The organism is Microbacterium sp. E-13 (assembly GCF_049912955.1).
GTDB lineage: Bacteria > Actinomycetota > Actinomycetes > Actinomycetales > Microbacteriaceae > Microbacterium.
Map to the genome: position 1 here is coordinate 2,378,430 of NZ_CP183973.1, position 24,014 is coordinate 2,402,443.

21 protein-coding genes and 1 tRNA gene are annotated in these 24,014 nt (G+C 71.3%); 13 read left to right on the top strand and 9 right to left on the bottom strand.

What is annotated here, in order from left to right; all coding sequences use genetic code 11:
* Positions 1 to 3 precede the first annotated feature (3 nt).
* Complete coding sequence (locus ACN9MP_RS10990) at positions 4 to 1,569, bottom strand: hypothetical protein (RefSeq protein WP_426320136.1); 1,566 nt, start codon at positions 1,567 to 1,569, stop codon at positions 4 to 6.
* Complete coding sequence (locus ACN9MP_RS10995) at positions 1,545 to 2,984, bottom strand: ATP-binding cassette domain-containing protein (RefSeq protein ID WP_426320138.1); 1,440 nt, start codon at positions 2,982 to 2,984, stop codon at positions 1,545 to 1,547. The genes ACN9MP_RS10990 and ACN9MP_RS10995 overlap by 25 nt, the downstream gene beginning before the upstream one ends.
* A gap of 195 nt (positions 2,985 to 3,179) precedes the next feature.
* Here ACN9MP_RS10995 and ACN9MP_RS11000 point away from each other — a divergent pair, with 195 nt between their 5' ends.
* The 6 genes from ACN9MP_RS11000 (at position 3,180) to ACN9MP_RS11025 (ending at position 9,674) form a co-directional block, all read left to right on the top strand.
* Positions 3,180 to 3,872: an NTP transferase domain-containing protein gene (locus tag ACN9MP_RS11000; RefSeq protein WP_426320140.1), complete on the top strand. Its 693-nt coding sequence runs from the start codon at positions 3,180 to 3,182 to the stop codon at positions 3,870 to 3,872.
* 85 nt (positions 3,873 to 3,957) lie between these two features.
* Positions 3,958 to 4,926 (top strand): hypothetical protein, encoded by a 969-nt coding sequence (locus ACN9MP_RS11005; protein WP_426320142.1) that lies wholly within the window; start codon positions 3,958 to 3,960, stop codon positions 4,924 to 4,926.
* Positions 4,927 to 4,990: 64 nt separating this feature from the next.
* Positions 4,991 to 5,224, top strand: a complete 234-nt coding sequence (locus ACN9MP_RS11010) for a hypothetical protein (protein ID WP_426320143.1) — start codon at positions 4,991 to 4,993, stop codon at positions 5,222 to 5,224.
* Between the two features lie 242 nt (positions 5,225 to 5,466).
* Positions 5,467 to 6,909, top strand: a complete 1,443-nt coding sequence (locus ACN9MP_RS11015; protein ID WP_426320145.1) for a DUF222 domain-containing protein — start codon at positions 5,467 to 5,469, stop codon at positions 6,907 to 6,909.
* Between the two features lie 100 nt (positions 6,910 to 7,009).
* On the top strand, positions 7,010 to 8,191 hold the full coding sequence (locus ACN9MP_RS11020; protein ID WP_426320147.1) for a DUF4192 family protein: 1,182 nt from the start codon (positions 7,010 to 7,012) through the stop codon (positions 8,189 to 8,191).
* Positions 8,192 to 8,300: 109 nt separating this feature from the next.
* Positions 8,301 to 9,674: a maltokinase N-terminal cap-like domain-containing protein gene (locus tag ACN9MP_RS11025; protein WP_426320150.1), complete on the top strand. Its 1,374-nt coding sequence runs from the start codon at positions 8,301 to 8,303 to the stop codon at positions 9,672 to 9,674.
* A 44-nt stretch (positions 9,675 to 9,718) separates the two neighbouring features.
* Here ACN9MP_RS11025 and ACN9MP_RS11030 read toward each other — a convergent pair whose 3' ends face one another.
* A complete protein-coding gene (locus ACN9MP_RS11030) occupies positions 9,719 to 10,999 on the bottom strand; it encodes a CDP-glycerol glycerophosphotransferase family protein (RefSeq protein ID WP_426320152.1) in 1,281 nt (426 codons plus the stop codon).
* Positions 11,000 to 11,115: 116 nt separating this feature from the next.
* Here ACN9MP_RS11030 and ACN9MP_RS11035 point away from each other — a divergent pair, with 116 nt between their 5' ends.
* Positions 11,116 to 12,153 carry a glycosyltransferase family 2 protein gene (locus ACN9MP_RS11035; protein WP_426320154.1) on the top strand — a complete coding sequence of 346 codons (1,038 nt, stop codon included), beginning with the start codon at positions 11,116 to 11,118 and terminating at the stop codon, positions 12,151 to 12,153.
* A gap of 16 nt (positions 12,154 to 12,169) precedes the next feature.
* Here ACN9MP_RS11035 and ACN9MP_RS11040 read toward each other — a convergent pair whose 3' ends face one another.
* The 3 genes from ACN9MP_RS11040 to ACN9MP_RS11050 are packed head-to-tail and all read right to left on the bottom strand — an operon-like array spanning position 12,170 to position 16,538.
* On the bottom strand, positions 12,170 to 13,621 hold the full coding sequence (locus ACN9MP_RS11040; protein ID WP_426320156.1) for a CDP-glycerol glycerophosphotransferase family protein: 1,452 nt from the start codon (positions 13,619 to 13,621) through the stop codon (positions 12,170 to 12,172).
* Positions 13,618 to 14,895, bottom strand: coding sequence for a CDP-glycerol glycerophosphotransferase family protein (locus ACN9MP_RS11045; protein WP_426320158.1), 1,278 nt, complete (start codon positions 14,893 to 14,895; stop codon positions 13,618 to 13,620). Before ACN9MP_RS11045 ends, ACN9MP_RS11040 begins: the two co-directional genes overlap by 4 nt.
* A gap of 47 nt (positions 14,896 to 14,942) precedes the next feature.
* Positions 14,943 to 16,538 carry a S1C family serine protease gene (locus ACN9MP_RS11050; protein ID WP_426320160.1) on the bottom strand — a complete coding sequence of 532 codons (1,596 nt, stop codon included), beginning with the start codon at positions 16,536 to 16,538 and terminating at the stop codon, positions 14,943 to 14,945.
* A gap of 115 nt (positions 16,539 to 16,653) precedes the next feature.
* Between ACN9MP_RS11050 and ACN9MP_RS11055 the strand changes: the two genes are divergently transcribed.
* Complete coding sequence (locus ACN9MP_RS11055) at positions 16,654 to 17,853, top strand: aminotransferase class I/II-fold pyridoxal phosphate-dependent enzyme (protein ID WP_426320162.1); 1,200 nt, start codon at positions 16,654 to 16,656, stop codon at positions 17,851 to 17,853.
* Positions 17,854 to 17,862: 9 nt separating this feature from the next.
* Here ACN9MP_RS11055 and ACN9MP_RS11060 read toward each other — a convergent pair whose 3' ends face one another.
* Both ACN9MP_RS11060 and ACN9MP_RS11065 read right to left on the bottom strand, forming a co-directional pair.
* Positions 17,863 to 18,666, bottom strand: a complete 804-nt coding sequence (locus ACN9MP_RS11060; RefSeq protein ID WP_426320164.1) for a carbon-nitrogen hydrolase family protein — start codon at positions 18,664 to 18,666, stop codon at positions 17,863 to 17,865.
* Complete coding sequence (locus ACN9MP_RS11065; RefSeq protein WP_426320165.1) at positions 18,663 to 19,181, bottom strand: DUF6328 family protein; 519 nt, start codon at positions 19,179 to 19,181, stop codon at positions 18,663 to 18,665. The genes ACN9MP_RS11060 and ACN9MP_RS11065 overlap by 4 nt, the downstream gene beginning before the upstream one ends.
* Before the next feature lie 92 nt (positions 19,182 to 19,273).
* Here ACN9MP_RS11065 and ACN9MP_RS11070 point away from each other — a divergent pair.
* Positions 19,274 to 19,347, top strand: a tRNA-Met gene (locus ACN9MP_RS11070).
* A 69-nt stretch (positions 19,348 to 19,416) separates the two neighbouring features.
* Here ACN9MP_RS11070 and ACN9MP_RS11075 read toward each other — a convergent pair.
* Entirely contained in the window at positions 19,417 to 19,935 is a 519-nt protein-coding gene (locus ACN9MP_RS11075) for a MarR family winged helix-turn-helix transcriptional regulator (protein ID WP_426320166.1), read from the bottom strand.
* Between the two features lie 34 nt (positions 19,936 to 19,969).
* On the opposite strand from ACN9MP_RS11075, the gene idi reads away from it, so the two are divergent.
* Genes idi through crtI form a run of 4 tightly spaced genes read left to right on the top strand, consistent with a single transcriptional unit; the run spans position 19,970 to position 24,013 of the window.
* Entirely contained in the window at positions 19,970 to 20,521 is a 552-nt protein-coding gene (idi, locus tag ACN9MP_RS11080) for an isopentenyl-diphosphate Delta-isomerase (protein ID WP_426320167.1), read from the top strand.
* Positions 20,518 to 21,573: a polyprenyl synthetase family protein gene (locus ACN9MP_RS11085; protein WP_426320168.1), complete on the top strand. Its 1,056-nt coding sequence runs from the start codon at positions 20,518 to 20,520 to the stop codon at positions 21,571 to 21,573. The genes idi and ACN9MP_RS11085 overlap by 4 nt, the downstream gene beginning before the upstream one ends.
* Positions 21,570 to 22,451 carry a phytoene/squalene synthase family protein gene (locus ACN9MP_RS11090; protein WP_426320169.1) on the top strand — a complete coding sequence of 294 codons (882 nt, stop codon included), beginning with the start codon at positions 21,570 to 21,572 and terminating at the stop codon, positions 22,449 to 22,451. Before ACN9MP_RS11085 ends, ACN9MP_RS11090 begins: the two co-directional genes overlap by 4 nt.
* Positions 22,448 to 24,013 (top strand): phytoene desaturase family protein, encoded by a 1,566-nt coding sequence (gene crtI, locus ACN9MP_RS11095; RefSeq protein WP_426320170.1) that lies wholly within the window; start codon positions 22,448 to 22,450, stop codon positions 24,011 to 24,013. The genes ACN9MP_RS11090 and crtI overlap by 4 nt, the downstream gene beginning before the upstream one ends.
* Position 24,014: the final 1 nt, after the last annotated feature.

Below are 24,014 nucleotides of genomic sequence, written 5' to 3' on the forward strand. Positions count from 1 at the left end.
CGGTCAGGTCGACTCGGCGAACTCCATGAGGCGACCGCCGCGACGCTCGAAGACGATCGATCCGACGCCGATGCCCACCACCAGCACGCCGAGCCCGATGAGCAGCCCGGCCCAGAGCGCGAGGGTGGCGGAACTGGTGTCGCCCCGGAGCGCGAGCCAGCCGCACAGCAGCACCGGGGCCGACACGACGAGTGCTCCCAGCATGACCACGCCCTGCGCGATCGTGCCGCTCGCGCTCGTGCGCTGGGGCTGCTGGAAAGGGCTCTCGCCGGGCCGCGACACCGCGTACGGCGCGACGACCGAGGAGATGCTCGAGAACCCGAGGCCCGACAGGAAAAGCGAGGCGCAGACGCCGATCAGCGCGGGCAGTATGGACCACCTGCCGTGCAGCGAGGCTGCAATGGGGATGGCGAGCGCGAGGAGCGGGACGCCGACCAGGAGAACGGGCACCAGGCGCCCGATGCGGTCGGACACGCCTCGCACGCCGCTCGCGATGTGCATCCACACGGCGGTGGAGTCGTAGGCGACGTCGTCGTGCGGCAGCCAGCCGAGGAAGAGCGCGGCGAAGGGGACGGGCACCAGCGCGACGAGCTCCGGCGGGACGCCCGCGACGAGCAGCGGTACCGCCGTGATCGCCGCGGCGAACGGGATCACGAGGGCATTGACGACGTAGCGGCGGTCGCCGAACCAGTAGACGAGGCTGCGCGCCGCGATCGCCCCGCCGGGCGTGCCCGGCCCCACGCCGAACCACCCGAGGCCGCCGCGCGTCCGCCCGGTGCCGGGGCGTTCGGTGGTCGTGAGCAGGCGGCGCACCGCCCACATCCAGAGGGCTGCCAGCACGACCACCGTGGCGACGGCGACGAGTGCCGGCAATGCGACGTTCCCGTCCGCCGCGACTCTGCCGGGAATCGCCCACGCGGCACCGATGGGAGTGAGCGCCAGCGCATCCACGGCGTCGAGGAGTTGTGGCGGCACGCTTCCCCGCCACTCCAGGGACGCGAGGAACACGCCCACCGGTACGACCACCACGAGCACGACGAGCAGGAAGAGCCCCGACAGCTCCCGGGAGCGGCGATGGCTCAGATACAGCGAGGCCACCGCCATGCACACACGTGCGAGCAGCGCGCAGGTGAGGATGCCGAGCACGACGCCGGCACCGCTCACCGCGGTCGCGACCCAGTGCGCGTCCCACAGGAGGACGACGCAGATCCCCAGCGCCACGAGCACGAAGATCGGCACGCTGATGAGACCCGCTGCCGCCAGCACGACCGCGAGGCGCCCGCGAGGCAGGCCGAACAAGGCGAACCGTCGCGGGTCGAGGGGGTCCTCTGCACCGCCGAAGAGCGGAGCGAGGGCGAACCCCAGAGTCACCGCCGAGCCCCCGAGCACCGTGACCGCGACCACCTCGTCGGTCGCGGCATCCCGCATCGTCAGCAGCGCCCAGCAGGCCGCGGCGGTCGCGGCGACGAGGATGACGAGACCGGTGACCACGCGGGTGACGTGACCGGAGTCTCCGCGCAGTGCGCCGAGGAGCAGTGCGATCCTCAGTCGGAGAACGTGTGCAGCCACTCGAGACCCTCCACGTCGCTGAGGCCGCCGGCCAGTTCGACGAAGCGCTGCTCGAGCGTCAGCTCACCGCGCACATCGTCGACCGTTCCCTCGGCGAGCACCTGGCCCGCCACGATGACGGCGACGCGCGAGCAGACCCGTTCGACGAGTCCCATGCCGTGGCTGGAGAGGATCACCGTGCCGCCGTGGGCGACATAGGCGGAGAGGATGTCGAGGATGACCGCGCTCGAGACGGGATCGACCGCCTCGAACGGCTCATCGAGCACGAGCAGGCGGGGCGAGTGGATCATGGCACCCGCGAGCATGACCTTCTTCAGCATGCCGGCCGAGTAGTCCGAGACGCTGCGCGCGAGCGCGTCCTCGAAGTCGAACGCGCGCGCGAGGTCGGCGGTGCGGTTCTCCACGACGGCGGGAGGAAGACGGCGCAGCACGCCGTAGTAGTACAGGAGCTGTCGACCGGTGAGCCGGTCGAAGGTGCGCAGTCTGTCGGGCAGCACCCCCATCAGCTTCTTGGCGGCGAGGGGATCGGCCGCGGCATCCACTCCCGCCACGCGGATCGTGCCGCGATCGGGCTCGAGCAGGCCCGCGATCATCGAGAGCGTCGTCGTCTTGCCGGCACCGTTGGGGCCCACGAGGCCGTAGAAGGTGCCCGCCGGCACAGTGAGGTCGATCCCGTCCACGGCGTGCGTGCTCCCGAACCGCTTCGTGACGCCCCGCAGCACCAGCGCATCGCCCGACGCCGCGGGCACGCCGGCAGGAGAGACGGATGCCGCAACCGCCGCCGCCTCGTCGGCCGGTGGCGATTCGGCAGCAGATGCGGTGGCGGACGCCGGTGAGGTGGGCGATGCGGCCGGCTCCGGCTCCCCGACCGGCGTGGGCACGGACGTGGGCTCGACCACCGGCGCCGGATCGACCACGGACGCGGGCTCGACCACGGGCGCTGGTTCGACCACGGGCTCAGCATCGGGCACGCGTGAGGTTTCGGCAAGGGGCTCGTCGTGCGATGTCTCGTCGGCGGACGACCCGCTCGCGGTCTCCGGCTCGGCCGCCGGATTCGCCTCGGTGGTCGCAGCATCCGTCGACGAGGACTCCTCGTGCGCCGGAAGCGGCGGGCGTGGGGGGACGACGAGCCCTGCGGCGGCCGTGGCCGCGCGTTGGAGATCGCTCGGCAGGGGCGGCGGCGGACCCGGATCGGGCTGCGCGTCGGCCGGGGGCTGCTTCTGCGGTGCGGTGGAGCGTTTCTTTCCCGTGCCGGCCGCTTTGGAGCCGCTGCTCGGGCGCTTCTTCCGCGGCGGCCGAGCGGGCGTTTCGCCGCCTGACGAGCCGGTCTCCGCGAGCCTCACCACGCGCGCGGGCGACTGCCGGTCCGGTTCTTCCGGATCGATGTCGTCCGGCATCGGGAGGGAGGCAGTCACCGAACCAAGGTATCAAGCGGTCCCCGGGACGGGGCGGTTCGTATCGCCGTGTGGCAGCATTCGCGTCATGTCACGAATCGGCAACGGGAGTCGCTCATTATGCACCTTCCCAGCCCTCATCGGTACCATGGACCCGGCACGAAGGGGTGTCTAGCCGGTGAACCGGCAGTGAATCGCGTACTTCAGGAGAAGATCTTGACCCTTCAGACCGTCATCCTCGCAGCCGGAATGGGCTCGCGCCTCGGCCGCAGCCTCCCCAAACCGCTCACGGAGCTGAGCGACGGCCGCAGCATCATGCAGCAGCAGCACGACAACATCCGTGCCGCCTTCGGTCTCGATGCCAGGATCACCACGGTGGTGGGCTACCGCGCCGAGACGATCGTCGAGGCCTTCCCCGACGTGGACTACGTGTACAACGATCGCTACGACCAGACCAACACGTCCAAGAGTCTCCTTCGCGCCCTCGCCAAGACGGGCAAGGGCGGCGTGCTCTGGATGAACGGCGATGTCGTCTTCGACCCGCGCGTGCTCGGTCGCGCCATCGACCTCATCGAGCGGGACCAGTCGTTCGTCACCGTCAACACCTCCAAGGTGAGCGACGAAGAGGTCAAGTACACCGTCACGCCGGAGGGGTTCATCAAGGAGCTCTCGAAGACCGTCAATGGCGGCATCGGCGAGGCCGTCGGCATCAACTACATCTCCAGCGCAGACAAGAAGGCGTTCATGCGTCATCTCGCGCGCGTCGACGACCAGGACTACTTCGAGCGCGGGCTCGAACTGGCGATCGCCGAGGACGGCGTGCTGCTCGAGCCCCTCGACATCTCCGACCTTTACGCCGTCGAGGTGGACTTCGCCGAAGACCTCGAGCGCGCCAACCTCTTCGTCTGAGCTCATCCGACTTCGTCTGAGCTCATCCGGCGCGGGCTGTCAACCCTGACTCCCGCGTCGAGGTTCGACGCATAGGATCGGCCCGATGGCCGACAAAGTCCACCGCATCCACTCGCTTCCCGGCGACTCGCCGTGGCAGGGCGGCCTGACGCCCACCGGGTCCGAAGAGCACCCGCTGACGATCCGCGCGCTGGATCGGGTTCTGGCGATCCAGCGGCCGGTCGTGCTGGCGCATCTGCGCAGCATCCGTCTCCGCCATCCCGATTCCTCGCCCGCCGAGATCATCCGAATCCTCGAGCGCCGTTATCTCGCGGCGGTCACGACCGGTGGCGCGGCCGTCGGCGCGACCGCGGTCGTGCCGGGCATCGGCACCGGCGTGACGTTGGCGCTGAGCGGCGTCGAGACCGTCGCCTTCCTCGAGGCGACGACGCTGTTCGCCCAATCGGTCACCGAGGTGCACGGCATCCCGGTGTCGGATCCCGACCGCGCACGCGCACTCGTGCTCACGCTCATGCTCGGCAAGGAGGGAGTCGATCTCGTCGCCCAGCTGGCCGGGCAGGCAGCCGGGCGGGGTCCCACGCGCTCGTCGTACTGGGGCGAGCTGATCACGAAGTCGCTCCCCCGTGCGGCGGTCGCCCCGCTCGTCGACAAGCTCAAGACGACGTTCATCCGGCAGTTCGCCGCGCGGGGCGGAGCGTCATGGATCGGCAAGGCGCTTCCCTTCGGCATCGGCGCCGCCATCGGCGGTGCCGGCAACAACATCCTCGGCCGCCGCGTGCTCGTGGGCTCGCGACGCGCCTTCGGCGTCCCGCCGCTCCAGTGGCCGGTCGAACTCGAGCCCCGTCCGGGAACGGACCGCATCGAGAGACTCGCGGGGCGCGGCATCCGTCGAGCGGGCGAGGCCGTCGTGAGCGGAGTGACGCGCGGCACGGCACGGGTCGGCAGAGTGGTGCGTCTGCGCCGGCGCGAGCTCGAGGCGCCGACGGACAAGCCCCACGCGACGAATGCTGAGCCGCCTGCGGAGCCGCCTGCGGACGCACCGGCCGAGGGTTGACCCCGGGTCGCCCCGGTCGCCCGGCCTCGCCCCATCCGGGGCTGCTCGGGGTGAGAATGACGGTATGGGACTGTTCAGCAAGCTTCCGGAAGAGCCCACCGAGTGGACCGGCCTGCCTTCCGAGCCGGCTCGCGCTGAAACGGCGGCGGAGCGGCTGACGGATGCCGCAGCGGTCGACCTCGGCGGGTTCGGCGTGGCCGGGGTCGGTGGTGGCGGCGGGGCCGTCGAGTCGATCGTGATACCCGTCGCGCCTGTCGTGGAGATCGCCGAGGCGCAGGAATCCGGCGAGGACGAGTAGCCGTCACGTTCCTGTGGCAAGCGACTCCGTCTGCAGTTCTTCGAACATTTATTCTTGCTGTGTTGCACGTCTCGGTGTACTGTTTCGTGCAGAGGTTCGATGAGTTGGTAGCCCGTAGCGGCGGGCTGAGGAGCAGTGCGGTTCAGACCGCGGTCGGGTGTTGAGGATGATGGCGCGATTCGCGCGGAATCTCGGCCCGTTCCTGCGTCTGCGAGAGCCTCATGTCTTCGACCACTCCTCCTGTGCCCGACCGTCACGGTGCTGTGCACGCCGACGGCGCGGTTGCTGTGCGGATCGTCCGTCACGACCGGGCGGTGGATGCGTTCGCGGCCGGACGCCGGCAGCGGGCGATCGCGGACGCGGCGGAGATCCGGATGCTCGCCGACGCCGCCGCCGCGGTGGCACGGCCGGTGACCGCGTCGCCGGAGCTTGCGCGACGGACGGAGCTGGACCGGCGGGCGCTCGTCGCCGACCTGGCGACCTCCGCGCGCGTGTCGGAGTACACCGTGAACCGGCTGCTGGCGGAGGCGACCGATCTGTGCGCCCGGTTCGGCGCAGGCGTGGAGGCGCTGGAGCGCGGTGAGATCTCGCGGCAGCACCTGTCGGTCATCCACGACATCGGCGACCCGATCGACGACGACCGGGCCCGCGCCGCATTCGTGCGGCTCGCGCTGGAGCGTGCAGCCCAGCTCACGCCGGGCCGACTCACGCCGGTGCTGCGCGTCATCGCAGAGCGGTTCCAGGATCGCACGTTGCAGGATCGCCACCAGCAGGCCGCCACCGACCGCCGCGTCCAGGTCGTCGACCTGCCCGACGACATGGCCGCGCTCACCGCATTCCTGCCCGCCAGCCTCGCCCACGGCATCGAGGACCGGCTCACCGCGCAAGCTCGCTCGGTCATCGCCGCGCGAACGCCCGGTAACAACGCGGGTGGCCAAGGCGCGTGCGACGACGTGCTGCCCGACGACGCCGACGAAGCCGACCGCGCCGGCTACCCGCCGGCTGACGGCGGAAGCGTCGACGAGCGCACCCTCGACCAGTTGCGTGCCGACATCTTCACCGACACCCTGCTCACCGCCGGCCCCGACCGGCACGCGTTCGGCGAGGGACTCGATGCCATCCGCGCCACCGTGCAGGTCACCGTGCCGGTGCTGACGATGACCGGCGGCTCCACCGAACCGGCACTGCTGGCCGGGTACGGCCCCATCGATCCCGACACCGCCCGCGTCCTCGCCGGCGGCGCCCCCGGCTGGGAACGCGTGATGACCTCCCCGGTCACCGGCAGCGTCCTCGCCGTCGACCGCTACCGGCCCGGGCCCGCACTGCAGCGTCTCCTCGCGGCCCGCGATGAGCATTGCCGCTTCCCCGGTTGCCGCCGACCCGTCTGGCGCTGCGACATCGACCATACGATCGGCGCGGCGCAGGGCGGCCCCACGCACCACGCCAACCTCGCCCACCTCTGCCGCGGCCACCATACGCTCAAGGGCGTCACCGCGTGGACCGTGCAGCAGACCAGCCCGGGCGTGCTCATCTGGACGAGTCCCACCGGCCGTGAGCACACCGACCGTCCGGAGCCCACCGTCCGCTTCATCCCCGATGACGCGCTTCTCGAGCGACGTCGCCGGATTCGCGCTCCTTGGCTCTTCCCGGCCCCGGCGGACGGCGACGACGCCCCACCTTTCTGACGCGGTCATCCGCTCCTCCCCAGGGCCGCCGCCAGGCGCGTTGTCCACAGCTCAGCCGACCGTGTCCCGCCGCGCCCGGCTTCGGCACAACGATGGCGGCATGACGGATGCCCCCACGATCGTGAAAGCAAGTTCGCCCGCTGATCTGCTCGCGGTCCTCCCATTCCTCGCCGGTGGACCGATTCCGCCCGGAATCGCCATCGCCCCCTTTGCCGGCCGGCGCACGCCTGCGGTATTGCGACACGACCTGCCGTCACGCGAGACGACAGCCGAGTATCAGTCGGTCGCGTCCAGACTGCTCGGCATGGTGAGCAGGCTGGGCGGATGCGACGGAGTCGCGATCGCCATCTACACGGACGACCCCGTCGATGTCGCTCTTCACCGTTTCGCCGAGCTCGAGCAGCACCTCCTCAGTCGATTCCGCTCGGGCGGATTCGTTGTCATCGACACGTTCTGCGTCGGCTCCGATGGCTGGGCCTGCTTCGACGAGCGGACCCGACGACCATTGAGCGAAATCGCCCAGAGCCCTGCGGGCCTGACCGCGGCGCTCGACGTGCAGGCCGAGTCGTGCCTCAATGGAACGCTGCCGAAGACGGATGCCCCGCTCGCCTCGCGGGTAGCGATCGCTCTGGCCGATCTGCGTCACGGAGCGCGCGCCGATGCTTTCGGGAGACTCGTACCCTCACCTCTTGCGGATCCGATCGACGCCTTCGAGCGCATGCTCACCGACGACTCGGCCGGTACCGGCGCGCACCGGCTCGCTGAACTCATCGCGACGCTCCAGACGGAAGGGGATTACGACCGCGTGCTGGTTCAGGCCGCGCTCGGCCCCGATCGAGCGGCCGACCACTGGGCGAAGACGCTCGACCGGCGGCGCCGGGCCGCCGCTCTCGGAACGACACCCTTCCAGCTGATGCAGCGCGAAGCGCGACGGCGCCCTCACCGCCGCGAGCACGAAGTCGGCGAACTCCTGTGCGGCCAGGGGCGCCTACGCCCTGACCGCGCGCGCCTGCGCCGCGCCGCCGAGATCATCTCCTTCGCGACGGCACACGCACCGCGCGACGACCGCCCGACGATGCTCTGCGTGCTCGCCTGGCTGCACTGGGCGCTGGGTATGGGGTCCAGCGCAGGCAGACTGCTCACGAGCGCGGCGGCGATCCGGCCCGAACACGAGTTGACCGCCCTCCTGAACACGCTGACGGTCGCGTTCACCCTCCCGTCGTGGGTCCTCGACCGAGACCTGCGGCACGGCACGCAGCGAACCGCGGAGCGACCGAGGTGATGGGCGCGAGAGAGGCCACTGCCGCCGGGGCCATCGCCGGAGCTGCTCAGGCAAGCGCTTGCACGCGCCGTCTCGACAGGCCGTCGATCGTGGGCATACGCTCGCGGGTATGGACAGCACGTTGGCATGCCTTGCCGCGTGGATGCCGCGACAGCGGTGGTACGCCGCGAAGGGGCGCCCGCCGAGCCTGCGCCTCGTTTCGTGGTGGGACCTCACCGTCCATCCGGGCGATGAGGACGCGCGGGTGCGGACCTTCCTCGTGGCGGACGAGGGTGCCCTCCCCGTCGTGCTGTACCAGATCCCCATCGTCGAACGACCGACGGAGACCGTCGACGCCGACCCCGCCCACATCGTCGGCAGCCCCGCGCCGGGCACGACGTTCATCGACGGGCCGTTCGACCCGGCATATGCGAAAGCGCTCCTGCGCCTGATCGCGCGCGGGGGAACCGCACGCGGCCCGCAGACCGCCGCCGTGGGTCACCCCACCGCCCCGGACGACCGCCCGGCTTTCGCCGGCGCGCGCGTCATGAGCGGTGAGCAGTCCAACACGTCGTTGGTGTACGAGGGTGCGGGGACCCCGGTGATCTGCAAGGTCTACCGGCAGCTCCATGCGGGCCTCAACCCCGACATCGAGCTCCAGGGAGCACTGGCCGCGGCCGGCTCACCGTACGTCGCCCGCCCGATCGGGTCCATCGAGGGCGCCTGGCCCGATCTCGCGACCGCACAGGGAACCGTGCAGGGCTCACTGGCGTTCGCCCAGGAGTTCCTTCCCGGCGTCGAAGACGCGTGGCGCGTCGCGCTGCGAGCCGCGGCGAGCGGCGGGGACTTCCGCGACGCCGCACGCGCGCTCGGCACCGCGACCGCAGAGGTGCACGTCTCCCTCGCGCAGTGCTTTCCCACCCACCCGGCCACAGCGGCCGACCGCGACGCCACCGCCGCGACGTGGGAGCGCAGGTTCGCCATCGCGAGCGCCGAGGTGCCGGAGATGGCGCGGCAGCACGAGGCGGCCGCAGCGGTGTACCGACGGGCGCTCGATGTGCCCTGGCCCGACCTGCAGCGCATCCACGGCGACTACCACCTCGGGCAGGTGCTCCACTCCCCCGATCGCGGATGGGTCCTCGTCGATTTCGAGGGCGAGCCGCTCCGGCCCATGGCCGAGCGCACGCAGCCGGACTTCGCGCTCCGCGACGTGGCGGGCATGCTCCGCTCCTTCGACTACGTCGCCGGATCGCTCCGCCTCGATGAGCCCGAGCGCGAAGCCGCGGTGCGCGGATGGGCGCGCGATGCCCGTGCCGCCTTCGTCGAGGGCTACGCCGCTGCGTCGGGCAGCGATCTGGATCCGCAGCATCCGCTCCTCGCCGCGCTCGAACTCGACAAGGCCGTGTACGAGGCGATCTACGAGGCCCGCAACCGGCCGACCTGGGTCGCCATCCCGTTGCAGGCGATCGCACGCCTGGTGGAGCGGCCGGCGCCTGTCGGCTGAGGGGCGCGTCGCCACGGCGAGGCAGGCAGGCGTGCGAGGCGGGCTCAGCCTTCGTCGTCGAGCTCTGCCTCGTCTTCGGGCTCGCCGTCGTCGGACTCGTCGACGGACCGGGCGTACCAGGCATCCCAGTCGTCCATGAGACGCTGCACGGCCGCGTGGAACCGCTCGGTCGCCGCACCGGGGGCGGTGTCGCCGAAGTAGCGCGTCACCCATTCCTCGAGTCGCGCAACAGCGTCGGGATCGTCGAGAACGCGCTCCGTCTGCGCCACGATGCCCGCAGCGTCGGAGGCGTCGAGCCACTCGCACGCCGAGAGGTAGCCGTGCGTGTCGATCGCCGCGGCCGGGTCCACCGGGCGGGTGATGAGGAGGGGCTTGTCGGCGGCGAGCCGGTCGTACACCATCGCCGAGATGTCGACGATGGCGACGTCGGCGGCAGCCAGCTGCCACCCGAGGTCGGGTCCGTCGTCGAAGACGTGCTGGGCGCGCCGATCCTTCGCGTTGGCGGCGGCGAGCGCCGCGATGATGCGCTTGTTCGCCGCGCCGTACTCGTGATCCACCACTCCCGAGCGCGGGTGGGGGCGGTAGATGACGCGGTGGCGGCCTGTGGCGAGGAGCGCGGTCACGAGCGCCTCGCCGTGCGTGGCGATCGAGCCGTAATGGGCCGACGGGCGGTCCCCCTCCCAGGTGGGCGCGTACAGAACCACCGTGCGCTCGTCGGGCGTGTAGGGCAGGGCACCGGAGTAGTGGTCGGCCTGCGGACGGCCGATCTGGATCGTGCGCCGATCGAGGTCGTAGTCCCACAGCACGCGCGAGAGGCGCTCTCGGGCGGCGTCGCCCGCGATCATGGCGTAGTCGTAGGCCTTGTACTGGTTGGTGGTCATGTACATCTTGTCGGACTCGCCGTGGTTGATGAACACGTGCCACCGGCGGCCGTACCGGAACATCTGGAAGTTGCGGGTGTTCTGGTTCACGTACAGCACGACGCGGATGTCCTGCTTGGCGATGAAGCGCTCGAGGTCGCGCACGGTGGGCAGGAAGGCGACCGGCAGCGCACCATCGGCGATGAGCGCCTGCGCCCCGGTGGCCGCGCGGCTCAGCACCACGACGGGCCACCTCTCGGCCAGTCCCGCGAGCGGCTTGTACCACTGGCGCATCTGATACATGTTGACCGCACCATCGGCGAAGTACACCGCGACGCGGTAGTGGAACGGCGGATGCTGCATCCTCGCCGAGAGCGTGCGCCGGACGTCGATCACCGCAGAACGGTTGCGCACCGCCTTCTTCAGGAGCGCGAACGCCTTCTTGCCATCCGAGACGAGACCCACACCTCCAGCCTAAAGGGGCTTGGGCAGGTTCCCGGGGCCGGCCGTGACATGATCGACGCGTGCAGGTCGAGCAACACGGGCGCAGGGACGCTCCGGTCCCTCCCCCCGGTGCCGGCGTGACATTCGTGATGCCCGTGCTCAACGAGCACGCCTACCTGCGCCGAGCCGTCGAGACCGTGCTCGCTCAAGACGTCCCGGGTCCGACCGAGCTGATCCTGGCCCTCGGCCCGTCGACCGACGGCACCAGCGAGCTGGCGCGCGAGCTCGCCGCCGCCGACGACCGCATCGTGCTGGCAGAGAACCCGGAGGCCGACATCCCGATCGGACTCAACCTGGCGATCCGGGCCGGGCGCTACCCCACCGTCGTGCGCGTGGACGCGCACTCCGAACTGGACCCGACCTATGCGCGCAGCGCTCTCGCGACGCTCGACCGCGTGCGCGCCGCGAACGTGGGCGGAGTGATGAGGGCGGACGGGAGAACGCCGTTCCAGCGCGCCGTCGCGCGGGCGTACAACTCCCCCATCGGGCTGGGCGGCGGTGCGTACCACGGCGGCACGCAGGAGGGCGAGGCGGAGTCGGCCTACCTCGGCGTCATGCGCCGGGACGTACTCGACGAGGTGGGTCTGTTCGACGAGAGCATCCGTCGCGGGGAGGACTGGGAGCTCAACCTCCGCATCAGACGCGCCGGCTACCGCGTGTGGTTCGACCCGGCCCTCGCGGTCACGTACTGGCCCCGCGAGAGCTGGACGCGCCTGGTGCGCCAGTTCGCGGCGACCGGTCGCTGGCGCGGCGAGCTCGTCCGTCGCTTCGGCCGCGGCAACTCGCTGCGCTTCTTCGCCCCTCCGGCCCTCGTGCTCACCATCGCTCTGGCGCTGGTCGTCGCCACCCTGCAGCTGACGGGCGTGCTGCAGGGCTGGTGGGCGGTGGTGGCATCCGTCGTCTACCTGCCCCTGCTCGCATACGCGATCCTCGTCGTCGCGGTCGCCGTCGGCCCGGGTGGCGGGCGCGGCTGGCGCGACAAGCTATGGACGGCGGCCGTGCTCCCGACCATGCACCTCTCGTGGGGCTGGGGCTTCCTCCTCGGCGTCGTGGGCGGCGCGCACGACACCGTCGACACGTCACGGCTGGGAAGCCGCAACACGCCCCTGCCCTGACGGGTCGAGGGGTTGGTCAGGACTCGATGAAGCCCTGATCGAAGATGCGCGCGACGACCCGCTCGGCGGCGTGCCCGTCGTCGCGGGCGTTGAACTTCTCGCGCCAGAGGGAGTAGCGCTCGGCGTACGCGGAGGTGTCGCCGGCCTCCAGCGCGGCGACGAGCTCCTCCTGCGTGCGGACCATGGGGCCCGGCGCGTGAGCCGCGAGATCGAAGTAGAAGCCGCGCAGCTCGCCGCGGTAGTGCTCGATGTCGGGCACGAGGAAGTACATGGGCTTGCCGGTGACCGAGAAGTCGAACATCACCGAGGAGTAGTCGGTGACCAGTGCATCCGCGACCAGCAGGAGCAGGGACGTATCGGGGAACCCGGTGACGTCGATCACGCGCGGGCCTTCGGCATCCCGCCCCGGCAGCAGCGTTCGGGAGTGCCCGCGCACCAGGACGACCGCATCGGTCTTGGCCGCGAGGGCGGCCGGGTCCACGAAGTCCACGATCTGGTCGCGGTCGTCGCGCCACGTCGGCGCGTAGAGGATGACGCGCTCACCGGGACGGATGCCGAGCGCCTCGCGCGTCGGGGTGCCGTCGCCACGGGTCAGCACATCGTTGCGCGGATACCCCTCGATCCACACCGGGCGAGCGAGGAATGCGTAGGCCTTGCTCAGGATCCGCGCGGCGTAGGGATTCTGCGCGAGCAGCACGTTCCATCGCCGGGACTCGCGAGCGACCGCCGCCATGCGCCGCGGGTCGAAGCCGGGCCGGTGCAGCGCGAGCCGCTTGAGCGGCGTGCCGTGCCAGGTCTGCAGCACCACCTGCCCCTTGCGCCTCGCGAACCGCCGGCGCAGCCAGTCATTGACGACGAGCAGCCGCGCGGCGCCGCGGGCGCGCCACCACTCGGGGGTGCCCTCGACGACGGGGATCGCACCCTCGGGCACCGCGACCGACAGGTCGACGACGCTCCAGTACCGCGTGACGCCCGGAGCTCGCCGGGCGATCTCGCGGTCGATCGCCAACGGGTTGCAGCTGGCGTTGCGGCCGTAGAAGCTCTCGAAGAACACCGCGTTCTCGAAGCCGGTGGCGGGGCGCGTGGCGTAGCGGCGCTCGAGGGCGTCCTGGCCCTCGCCCGAGTCGTAGGCCGGGTCCATCGGGGGGCCGATGAGCAGCGTCCCCTCCTCCAGCGTCGCGCGGAGAGTGCCGAGCTGCGTCAGGGGAACGGCCTTCGGCGGGCGGATGCCTCCCCCCTCCTCATCGGCGATCCGAACCTCATAGGGGCCCGATGGGAGAGGAAGCTCCGGACCGCCCCAGCGGGCCGCCCGCAGCGGCAGCGTCGCCTTCCACGTCTTGCCGCGTCCGGTCGCACGAGCGGCGACGCGGGCGCGCGCACCCACGATCTCGACGGATGCCGGCCGCTCGCCGACGCCCGAGAGCACGAGTGCCGGGCCGCCCTCCGTCGTGAAGCGCGCGTCGGTCATCCAGATCCTTCCCTCGGGTGGTCATCTTCGGCCGTTCCGGCCAGAATCGCACGGTACACCCTCTCGGCGTTCCGGCCGTCGCGGAACGAGTGGACGCGCGCGCTCAAGGTGCGGGCGCGCTCGAGACGCCGTTCCCGTGCGTCGTCGTCGCCGAGCAGCGCGTCCAGCTGGGCGGCCGCCTCCGTCCAGTCCGCCGCCCAGTCGTCACCTGCGACGTCGGCGTACCTGCCGTAGAAGCCCCGCCGGCGGGCGTACTCCTCGACATCGGGGGCGAGGAAAACGGTCGGCAGCGGAACCAGCGACGCGTCGAAGGCCAGCGAAGAGTAGTCGGTGACGAGGGCGTCCAGCCCCGGCAGCAGCGGCGTGACGTCGGGTACGAGTTCGCTCGAGAGCGACTGCACACGGTCGGTGTGCGACGGCGGCGCGTAATCCCCGGCGCCCAGCGGGTGCGAGCGCACCAGCAGGGTCGCGTCGTGACGCTCCAGCACGTCGACGATCCGCGTCCACTCGCCGGCGGTCGGGATCGCGGGATCGGCGGCCCCGTCGCGCCACGTCGGCGCGTACAGCACGAACCGCGTCGCTTCCTGAGGGCGCGGCACCGCCCGGGCGATGGCGGCCCGCGCGGCCGTGCGGCGGTCTTCCGCGGTGCCGCGCGAGAGCACGTCCACGCGCGGCTCGCCCGTCACGGGCACGCTCGCGTCGGGAAGCGAGAAGGCCGACTCGAGCCGACCGCGCACGAGGTGGGAGGCGGCGGGGAGCACACGGATGCGCCGCGCTGCGCCGCGGTACATCCACCGCAGCAGCCCGCGCACCGCGCGGGCGGAGCGCGCACGCGCGACCGCAGCGGGGACGCGGAGCGTCTCGGGCGAGTCGAGCCCGATGCGCTTGAGCGGGATGCCGTGCCACAGCTGCACCACGAACGCCCCCGAGACCGCGTAACGGTTGACGTCGCCGAAGCCGTGGGTCACGACGACGACGCGGGCGCGAGCCGTGCGCCAGAGGCCGCGCAGCGAGCGCCGGGGAACGGTCGGGATGCCGCGGGCTGCCGCATCCGTCGCCTCCCGCTCCGAGCCGACCAGCCACACCGGGCGGCGGCCGTCGGCGGCCGCGACGTCCCAGAGAGCGAGGGCTCCGTCGGCGATGCCGACCGCACACCCGAACACCCACTCGTCTCGGGTGCGAGGCACGACGAGGGTGAGGATGCGTCCTGCGGCATACAGCGGGATCGTCGCGAGCTTTCGGGCATTCCCCGCGCCGAACGAGAAGGACGCCATCCCGCGAGCCTACCGGCTCGTGGGATGGCGTCCCGGGGAGGTCTGCACTACGGGGTGAGCTCGCCGAGCGTCACCTTCACGGTCTGCGTCTTGCCGTCGCGGACGTACGTGATCTCGGCCGTGCTGCCCGACGCCGCGGCGCGCACCTGCGCCGTGAGGTCGGTGGCATCGGTGATCGGCACGCCGTCGAACTGCGTGACGATGTCGCCCTCACGGAGGCCGGCGCTGGCCGCCGCGCCGCCGTCGGTCACGCCCGCGATGTACGCACCGGTGATCGTCGCATCCTCGACGGACGCCGCGGCCCGTACGTTGGCGCCGAGCAGGCCGTGGCTCGCCGAGCCGTTGTCGATGATCTCGCCCGTGATGCGCTTGACGATCTGGGACGGAATCGAGAAGCCCACGCCGATCGAGCCCGAGCCGTCGGTCGATGATCCGCCGGCGGTCGCGATCGCCACGTTGATGCCGATGAGCTTGCCGTCGGAGTCGACGAGCGCGCCGCCCGAGTTGCCCGGGTTGATGGCCGCATCGGTCTGGATCACCGCGATCGAGATGCTGTCGGTGGCCGCGCCCTGCTGCGGGCCCTGACCGAAGTCGAACCGGAACGGGCCCTCCTGGCTGTTCTGGTCCTGCTGGTCCTGCTGGTCCTGGCTGCCGGCGTCGGGCGCCGCCGACGAGGCGATCTGGATCGAGCGGTTGAGCGCACTCACGATGCCTTCGGTCACCGAGTTGGCAAGACCGAGCGGCGCGCCGACGGCGACCGTCGTGTCGCCCACATTGAGCTTGCTCGAGTCGGCGAAGTCGATCGGCGTCAGGCCTTCGGCATCGGTCAGCTTGATGACCGCGAGGTCGTACGTCGGGTCGGTGCCTACGACCTCGGCGTCGTACACGCGACCATCCGACGTCGTCACCCGGATCGTGGCGTCTCCCGTCGCACCGTCGAGGGTGACGACGTGGGTGTTCGTGACGACGTACCCGTCCTCGGTGAGCACGACGCCCGAGCCGGTGCCCGCCCCCGAGGAGCCCGTGGCCTCGATCGTGACGACACTCGGCACGACCTTCGCGGCGATCGCCGTGGTCTGGTTGACCGAGTCCGTGTCGTTGACGGTGACGGTGGACGGTCCGGCGACCGGCGACGAGTTCACCGGAGTGAACCAGTTCACGCCCGCGTAGCTGCCTCCGAGGCCGGCTGCGCCGCCGACGATGGCGGCGGCGACGATGAGTCCCACCACCTTTCCGGCACCCGACGCCTTCTTCGGCCCGGGGGTCGCCGTCGGGGTGGCCGTCGGAGCGGCGCCGGTCGCACCGCCCAGCGGAAGGGTCGGCTGGGTGTCGGCCGGATGGACGCCGAAAGCGGCTCCGGGAGCGCCCGGCGCCGGCTGGCCCGCGTAGGAGTGCGGGTACCCCGGCTGGCCGGCATAGCCCTGCGGACGGGCGTACGCGTGGGCGCCGGTCGGATACCCGGCCGGCGGCAGGGCCTGGGGCCCCGGCGGAACGGGAGGAAGCGCAGCGGGCTGGGCGGGCGCGGCCGGGGCGGCGGAAGCGGCGGGCTGAGCGGAAGCGGCGGCGTCGGCGGCCTCCGCGGCGGACTGGGTGGGGACGGCGGGGGTCTGGTCTTCCGGGCGGTCGCCCTGGATGTCGCTCATGGTTGCTCCTTCTGCCAAGCACTCACCACTGTGCCCACCGATGCTGTGCGTTTCTTATGACGCGAGTGGGACTCGCCTATGCATGCGGGATGAGCCCGCCCGGTACGGTGAAGCGATGCGACAGATCCCCGGAGCGTGGCACCGCACGGCAGCCGGTGCCGGACTCGTCGGTTCCGACGGGTCGATCCACCCCACCATCTTCGCCGAGATGTCGGCGCTCGCGGCCCGCACCGGCGCCATCAATCTCGGACAGGGCTTCCCCGACGAGGACGGACCGCCGGAGGTGCTCGAAGCGGCCCGCGCGGCGATCGCGAACGGGGTGAATCAGTATCCGCCGGGACGCGGCATCCCGGATCTGCTGTCGGCGGTCGCCGAGCATCAGCAGCGCTTCTACGGACTGCTCCTGGATCCGTCGCGCGACGTGCTGGTGACGGCGGGCGCCACGGAGGCGCTCGCCGCCGCGCTGCTGGCGCTGCTCGAAGACCCCGACGACGAGGTCGTCGTGTTCGAGCCGTACTACGACTCGTACGCCGCAGTGGTGGCCCTCTCCGGTGCGCGGCTGGTCACCGTGCCGTTGCGGTGGCCGGATTTCCAGCCGGACCTCGACGAGCTGCGGGCAGCCGTGACCGATCGCACGCGCGTGATCCTTGTGAACGACCCCCACAACCCCACGGGGGCGGTCTTCGGCGCCGATGTGCGCGACGAGATCGTGCGGCTCGCGGAGCGCCACGGCGCGGTCATCGTCACCGACGAGGTCTACGAGCACCTCGTCTTCGATGAGCCCCACGTGCCGATCGCCACGCTCCCCGGCGCGTGGGAGCGCACCCTCACGATCTCGTCAGGGGGCAAGACCTTCTCGACGACCGGCTGGAAGATCGGCTGGATCTCGGGCCCCGCCCCCCTGGTCGACGCCGTGCTGGCGGTCAAGCAGTATCTGACCTACGTCAACGGCAGCGCATTCCAGCCCGCGATCGCCACGGGCCTTCGGCTGGGCGACGAGTTCTTCCTCGGCATCGCCGACGCCCTTCGGAGCAAGCGCGACGTGCTGGGCGCGGGACTGCGCGCCGCGGGGTTCGAGGTGTCCACCCCGGCCGGCTCGTATTTCACGGTCGCCGACGCGGCGAGCCTGGGAGCGACGGATGCTGCCGCTCTCAGCCGCGAACTCCCCGAGCGTGCGGGGGTCGTCGCCATTCCCCTCACCGCGTTCACGACGCCGGAGCGGCGCAGCGAGTACGCGACGCTCCTGCGCTTCGCCGCCTGCAAGCGCGTCGAGGTGCTCGAGGACGCGGCATCCCGCCTCGCCGCCCTGCAGTGAGAGGCCCGGTCAGCGCGGCTCGACGCGGAAACGGCGCAGCGCCAGCGCAGGGTTGACACGACGCACCCGCGCTACCGCGCCCACGTCGAGATGGGCGACGGCGACGTCGGTCGATGTGCCGACCGCTGCGAGTTCGACTCCCTGTGGATCGACGATGAGCGAATTGCCGACGCCGAGGGGTGGCGGATGGTCCGCTGCCGCGACGAAGACGGTGTTCTCGATGGCGCGGGCATGGAGCAGTGTGCGCCAGTGGTGCTCCTTCAGCGGTCCGCGCACCCACTCGGCCGGCACCACGAAGACGTCGGCTCCCGCGTCGACGAGCGTCCGCCCGACCTCGGGGAACCTGAGGTCGTAGCAGGTCATGAGCCCGAAGCGCAGCCCGCCCAGCTCGAAGGTCTGCGGCTGCTCGATGCCTCCCGGCTCCACCCAGTCGGATTCCCGCTGGCCGAACGCGTCGTAGAGATGCAGCTTGCGGTAGTGCGCGAGGAGTCCCGACGCGTCGACGGCCACGGCGGTGTTGCGCACGCGTTCACGATCGCCGGCCCGCTCCACCAGGCCCGCCGCGATGACGATGCCATGTGCGGCGGCGATCGCCGTGATCGCCTGCACGAACGGCCCGTCGAGACCCTGCGCGTGCTCGGCGAGCGACCCGTCGAACGGATCGACGAAGTAGCTCGAGTATTCGGGGAGCACCACGAGGCGCGCTCCGCGGGCGGATGCCGTGGCCACCAGGTGCTCGATGGACTCCAGGTTCGCCGCGGTATCGGCGGTCGGCGCGAACTGCGCGACGGCGATGGGCAGTGCGTCGGTCATCGTCGGCCTCCGTTCGTTCGCACCCGGGCACGGATCGCAGCGGGCACGACCAGCCAGAGCACGAGGATCAGCAGGGCAAGGGGCAGCACCGCCCACCAGAAGGCCGAGCCGCCGAGCACGACGTCGAACACGAAGCCGACCACGCCCACCAGGAGCACCGAGACCGTCAGCAGGGAGGTGATCAGGAACACATGGCCGTAGCGGACGACCGCGGGCTTGGCGCGCTGCTGGAACAGCACTCGATGCATCCCCACCGGGGCGAGGGCGATGATGGAGCTGAGCGCCGACAGGACGATGAGTCCCAGGTACAGGGCACGCTGACTTCCGGTGAGATCGCCGAAGGCGGGCTGGAACGCGAGCGCGAGCAGGAATCCGGTGAGGATCTGGGTGCCGGTCTGCAGCACGCGCAGCTCCTGCAGCACCTCGATCCAGTTGCGGTCGGCGCGTTCCTCCGGTGACTCGTCGCGGCCGTCGATGCGGTCGTCTCGAGGCTGCACGTCGCGGGCACCGGCCATGCTTCATCCTGTCGCGCGCCGACCCGGCCCGGCAAGCCGGATGACCGCGTGTCACGACCACTCGAATCCTGTGCTAGGCTTACTTCTTGTGCCGCGGGGTGGAGCAGCTCGGTAGCTCGCTGGGCTCATAACCCAGAGGTCGCAGGTTCAAATCCTGTCCCCGCAACAGAAGAAGAAGGAAGGGCGTCCCGGAAGGGGCGCCCTTCCCTCGTTTCCTCGGCGATTCTGGTCGCGGTCAGCTGTGGGGGTCCATCGTCTCGGTGAGGTCGTCCAGAAAGCGCGCGACGACCGAGAGCTCGGCCTCGTCATACCGCGCCGCCATCTCCCGCATCGAGCGCAGGTGGCCACCGAACACGCGGAAGAACGCGCTCCTGGCGACCTCCGTCAGCACGACGACACGGCCCCGCCCGTCAGTCGGGTGCGCACGCCGTTCGACGTGCCCGGAATCGACGAGCCGGTCGAGCAGCTTCGTCGTCGACGCCGTGGAGATGCGCAGGTGCCGGGCGATGTCGCTGGGGCTGACAAGCCGGTTCTGACGCTCGCGGATGATCAGGAGCCGGAGCGCCGCCATGTCGGTGGCGTTCATGTCCATGTCGTCCTTCATGCCGCTGTGCATGCGCTCCATGGCGTCGCTCATGGCGCGGATCGAGGTGAGCACGCGCATCACCGCGTGCTCGTGCTCTGTCTGCGGCACCCACCGCTCCGGCATCATGGACGTCATATCGAACCCGTTGTAGCATCGCACAACAGTCATTGCTAGTTTAGCTAGCAATTGAAAGGAGCGTCGGATGAGCGACACCGACCATGTGGTGCTGCTGGACGACGACGGCAACCCCATCGGGACGGCCCCGAAGTCCAGCGTGCACGGCCCGGACACCGCTCTGCACCTGGCGTTCTCGTGTCATGTGCTGGACAGCGACGGGAAGGTGCTCATCACCCGGCGCGCTCTCACCAAGCGCACCTGGCCGGGAGTGTGGACGAACTCGTTCTGCGGTCACCCGCGCCCGGCCGAGCAGGTTCTGACCGCCGTTCGCCGGCACGCCGACTTCGAACTCGGAATCACGCTCACCGGCCTTCGCGTCGCACTCCCCCTGTTCCGCTATCGCGCCACCGACGCCAACGGGATCGTCGAGCACGAAGTGTGCCCGGTCTACCTCGCCCACACCGACGACGAGCCTGTGCTCAACCCGCTCGAGGTGATCGACGCGCGCTGGGTCGAGCCCGAGTCGCTCGCGATCTCGCTCGAGGCGACGCCCTGGGCCTTCAGTCCCTGGCTCGTGCTCCAAGCCCAGCAGCTGCACCTGTTCGACACGCCCGCACGCCAGAGGCGGGCATCATGATCCCGGCCGCAGAGCACCCGGACCTGCAGATCGCCATCGAGGGAGCGCTCGCGCGCGTCCGCGAGCGCGCCTCCCAGCTCGGTGCGACCTTCGGGGCGCTGGGCGATGCGATCACACGCGCCGCACACGGCGGCAAGCGTCTGCGACCCGCGCTGGTCACGGCATCCTTCGAGGCGTTCGGGGCCGACGAGGCCAACGCGTCGGCCGCGCTCTCGGTCGCCGCCGCCTTCGAGCTTCTGCACACCGCGTTCGTCGTCCACGACGACGTGATCGACCACGACATCGTGCGGCGCGGAGTCGCCAACGTGGGCGGCGAGTTCCGCCTCCGGGGTCGCGCCGCGGGCGCCGACGCGGAGGGCGCGGCGCTCCTCGGGGACGCCGCCGCGATCCTCGCCGGCGACATCCTGCTCCACGAAGCGTTCCGGCTCGTCGCCATGGCGCACACCGACGACGCCACCCGTGACCGCCTGCTCGCGCTGCTCGACGATGCCGTGCTGGTCTCGGCGGCCGGTGAGCTCGCGGACGTCGAGAACAGCGTCACGTCGCGTCACCCGTCGCGCGGGGCCGCGCTCGACACCGCGTTCAACAAGACGGCCGTCTACTCCTTCCGGGCACCGCTCCAGGCCGGGGCGGTGCTGGGAGGTGCAGACACGGTCGCGCTCCGGGTGCTGGGCGAGGCGGGCGGAAAGCTCGGCCTGGCCTTTCAGCTCGTCGACGATCTGATCGGCGCGTTCGGAACCACGGCGCAGACGGGGCGCGACAGCGGCCCCGATCTCCGCGAGGCCAAGCGCACTCCCCTGGTCGCGCTGGCCCGGGAATCCGGTGCGGCGCCCCGCGTGGACCAGGCCCTGGCGCTGGCACGTACGGGGCCGGTGGCGGTTCGCGAGGCCCAGCTGGTGCTCGAGTCCAGCGGAGCGCGCGAGCAGCTGGTCGCGCTGATCACCGACACGCTCGACGCCGTGCGCACGGCTTCGCACGATCCGGCGCTGCCCGACCGTGCCGGCGCTCTGCTGCGCAGCCTCGCCGACTGCATCGAAGGGCGCATCCCGTGAATGGAACCCGCGCGGGGGTGGCCACCGGTCTCGCCCTCTACGATCAGGCCGCGACGGATGCTGCGGCCACGATCATCGCGCGGTACTCCACGTCGTTCGGGCTGGCGTGCCGCATGCTCGGCTCCCGCCCCCGGCCGCACGTGCGGAACGTCTACGCCCTGGCCCGTGTCGCGGACGAGGTCGTCGACGGTCCGGCCGAGGAGGCCGGGCTGACGCCCGAGCTCGCCGGCCGGCTGCTGGACGAACTCGAGCGCGAGGTGCTCACGGCGATCGACCGGGGCTTCAGCACCAACCTCGTGGTCCACGCGTTCGCCCGCACGGCTCGCGAGTGCGGGATCGGCCCGGACCTCGTGGAGCCGTTCTTCGCCTCCATGCGCACCGACCTCACGACGACCCGTCACGATGCGGCGTCGCACGACGTCTACGTGTACGGCTCCGCGGAGGTGATCGGCCTGATGTGCCTGCAGGTGTTCGTCAACGCGGGGGCGCAGCATCCGGTGACCCCGTCACCTGAACTCATCGAAGGCGCCCGCCGTCTGGGCGCCGCCTTCCAGGACGTGAACTTCCTCCGCGATCTCAGCCATGACGGCGAGGTGCTGGGACGGGACTACCTCGGTCTCTCGGCCGGGGAAGACCAGCGGGCGGCCGTGTGCGACCGCATCGACGCCGACCTCGCGGCGGCGGCGGCAGTGATCCCGCTCCTGCCCGCCGACTGCCGGCGCGCCGTCACCGCGGCACACGATCTCTTCGCCGAGCTGGCCGCACGCCTGCGTGCCTGCGAGCCCGACGGCGGGCGTGTGCGGGTGCCCGACGCCGTCAAGGCGCGGGTCGCCGCCCGGGCGATGCTCGGCTTCGCTCCGCGGGACGTGCGCGCATGACGCCGGGCGGTGCGGCGCAGCGTGCCGTCGTGATCGGCGGGGGCATCGGCGGACTCGCGGCGGCCGCGCTCCTCGCCGCAGACGGCTGGCGCACGACGCTGGTCGAGGCGCGCGACGAGCTGGGCGGGCGCGCCGGATCGTGGGAGCAGTCCGGCTTCCGCTTCGACACCGGCCCCAGCTGGTACCTGATGCCGGAGGTCTTCGACCACTTCTTCCGCCTGCTCGGAACGTCGGCGGACCGCGAGCTCGACCTCGTGCCGCTGGATCCCGCCTACCGCGTCTACTCCGACCCGTCGACGGGCCTCGCGCCCCTCGACGTGAGATCCGGTCGTGAGGCGGCGACGGCGTTGTTCGAGAGCGTCGAACAAGGTGCCGGCGCCCGCCTGGACGCCTACCTGGACTCCGCGGAAGACGCCTACGATCTCGCGGTCTCGCGCTTCCTGTACGACACGTACGAGACGACGGCGGGTCTGCGCGACCCTGCCCTCCTGCGCCGGATGCCGCGACTCGCCCCGCTCCTCACCCGCAGCCTCGCCCGGCACGTCGACAGCCGCTTCACCGATCCACGGCTGCGGCAGATCCTCGAGTACCCCGCCGTGTTCCTGGGCGGATCCCCCTACGGCGTGCCGAGCCTGTACCACCTCATGAGCCATCTCGATCTCGGCGACCGGGTGCTGTACCCCCGCGGCGGGTTCACCGAGATCGTCGCCGCCGTCACCCGTCTCGCCGAGGCATCCGGTGTCTCCGTTCAGACGGGCGCCCGCGTCACGGCGATCACGACATCGGCGGGGGCCGCGACGGGCGTCGAGCTGGCCGACGGGCGCCGCATCGCGGCCGACCTCGTGGTGTCGGGCGCCGACCTGCACCATACCGAGACGCGCCTGCTCCCCCGCGAGCTGCAGACCTATCCCGAGGAGTGGTGGCGCTCGCGCACGCCCAGCCCCGGGGCGCTGCTCGTGATGCTCGGTGTCGCGGGCTCGCTGCCGCAGCTCTCGCACCACACGCTGCTGTTCACGCGCGACTGGCGCACGAACTTCGACGACATCTTCGGGGCGCGGCCGAGGATCCCCGACCCGGCGTCGATCTACATCTGCCGACCCAGCGCCACGGATCCCAGCGTGGCGCCGCCGGAGCACGAGAACCTCTTCGTGCTCGTCCCCGTGCCCGCCGACCCCACGCTCGGGCACGGGGGCACCTCCGGTGGGGGCGACCCGGCGATCGAGGCCGCAGCCGACCGCGTGATCGCACAGATCGCCGACTGGTGCGGCATCCCCGATCTCGCCGGCCGCATCGTCGTCCGTCGCACCGTCGCACCGGGTGACTTCGCAGACGACCTCGGTGCGTGGCGCGGCAACGCCCTCGGGCTCGCGCACACCCTCGGGCAGAGCGCGGTGTTCCGCCCGCGCAACGCCTCGCGCAAGGTCGAGGGACTCGCCTATGTGGGCGCGTCCACGCTGCCCGGCATCGGCCTGCCCATGTGCCTCATCTCAGCCGAGCTCGTCGTCAAGCGCCTGCGAGGGGATCGCTCACCCGGTCCCCTCGCAGAACCTGCGAGAGTGTGAA

Excerpts from the sequence above, each read along its gene's own strand:
- ACN9MP_RS11005 (WP_426320142.1), top strand. The coding sequence starts at position 3,958 with ATGGCCGACAAAGTCCACCGCATCCACTCGCTTCCCGGCGACTCGCCG.
- ACN9MP_RS11010 (WP_426320143.1), top strand. The coding sequence starts at position 4,991 with ATGGGACTGTTCAGCAAGCTTCCGGAAGAGCCCACCGAGTGGACCGGC.
- ACN9MP_RS11020 (WP_426320147.1), top strand. The coding sequence starts at position 7,010 with ATGACGGATGCCCCCACGATCGTGAAAGCAAGTTCGCCCGCTGATCTG.
- ACN9MP_RS11025 (WP_426320150.1), top strand. The coding sequence starts at position 8,301 with ATGGACAGCACGTTGGCATGCCTTGCCGCGTGGATGCCGCGACAGCGG.
- ACN9MP_RS11040 (WP_426320156.1), bottom strand. The coding sequence starts at position 13,621 with ATGACCGACGCGCGCTTCACGACGGAGGGCGGCCCGGCACTCGTGCTC.
- ACN9MP_RS11045 (WP_426320158.1), bottom strand. The coding sequence starts at position 14,895 with ATGGCGTCCTTCTCGTTCGGCGCGGGGAATGCCCGAAAGCTCGCGACG.
- ACN9MP_RS11050 (WP_426320160.1), bottom strand. The coding sequence starts at position 16,538 with ATGAGCGACATCCAGGGCGACCGCCCGGAAGACCAGACCCCCGCCGTC.
- ACN9MP_RS11055 (WP_426320162.1), top strand. The coding sequence starts at position 16,654 with ATGCGACAGATCCCCGGAGCGTGGCACCGCACGGCAGCCGGTGCCGGA.
- ACN9MP_RS11060 (WP_426320164.1), bottom strand. The coding sequence starts at position 18,666 with ATGACCGACGCACTGCCCATCGCCGTCGCGCAGTTCGCGCCGACCGCC.
- ACN9MP_RS11065 (WP_426320165.1), bottom strand. The coding sequence starts at position 19,181 with ATGGCCGGTGCCCGCGACGTGCAGCCTCGAGACGACCGCATCGACGGC.
- ACN9MP_RS11075 (WP_426320166.1), bottom strand. The coding sequence starts at position 19,935 with ATGACTGTTGTGCGATGCTACAACGGGTTCGATATGACGTCCATGATG.
- idi (WP_426320167.1), top strand. The coding sequence starts at position 19,970 with ATGAGCGACACCGACCATGTGGTGCTGCTGGACGACGACGGCAACCCC.
- ACN9MP_RS11085 (WP_426320168.1), top strand. The coding sequence starts at position 20,518 with ATGATCCCGGCCGCAGAGCACCCGGACCTGCAGATCGCCATCGAGGGA.
- crtI (WP_426320170.1), top strand. The coding sequence starts at position 22,448 with ATGACGCCGGGCGGTGCGGCGCAGCGTGCCGTCGTGATCGGCGGGGGC.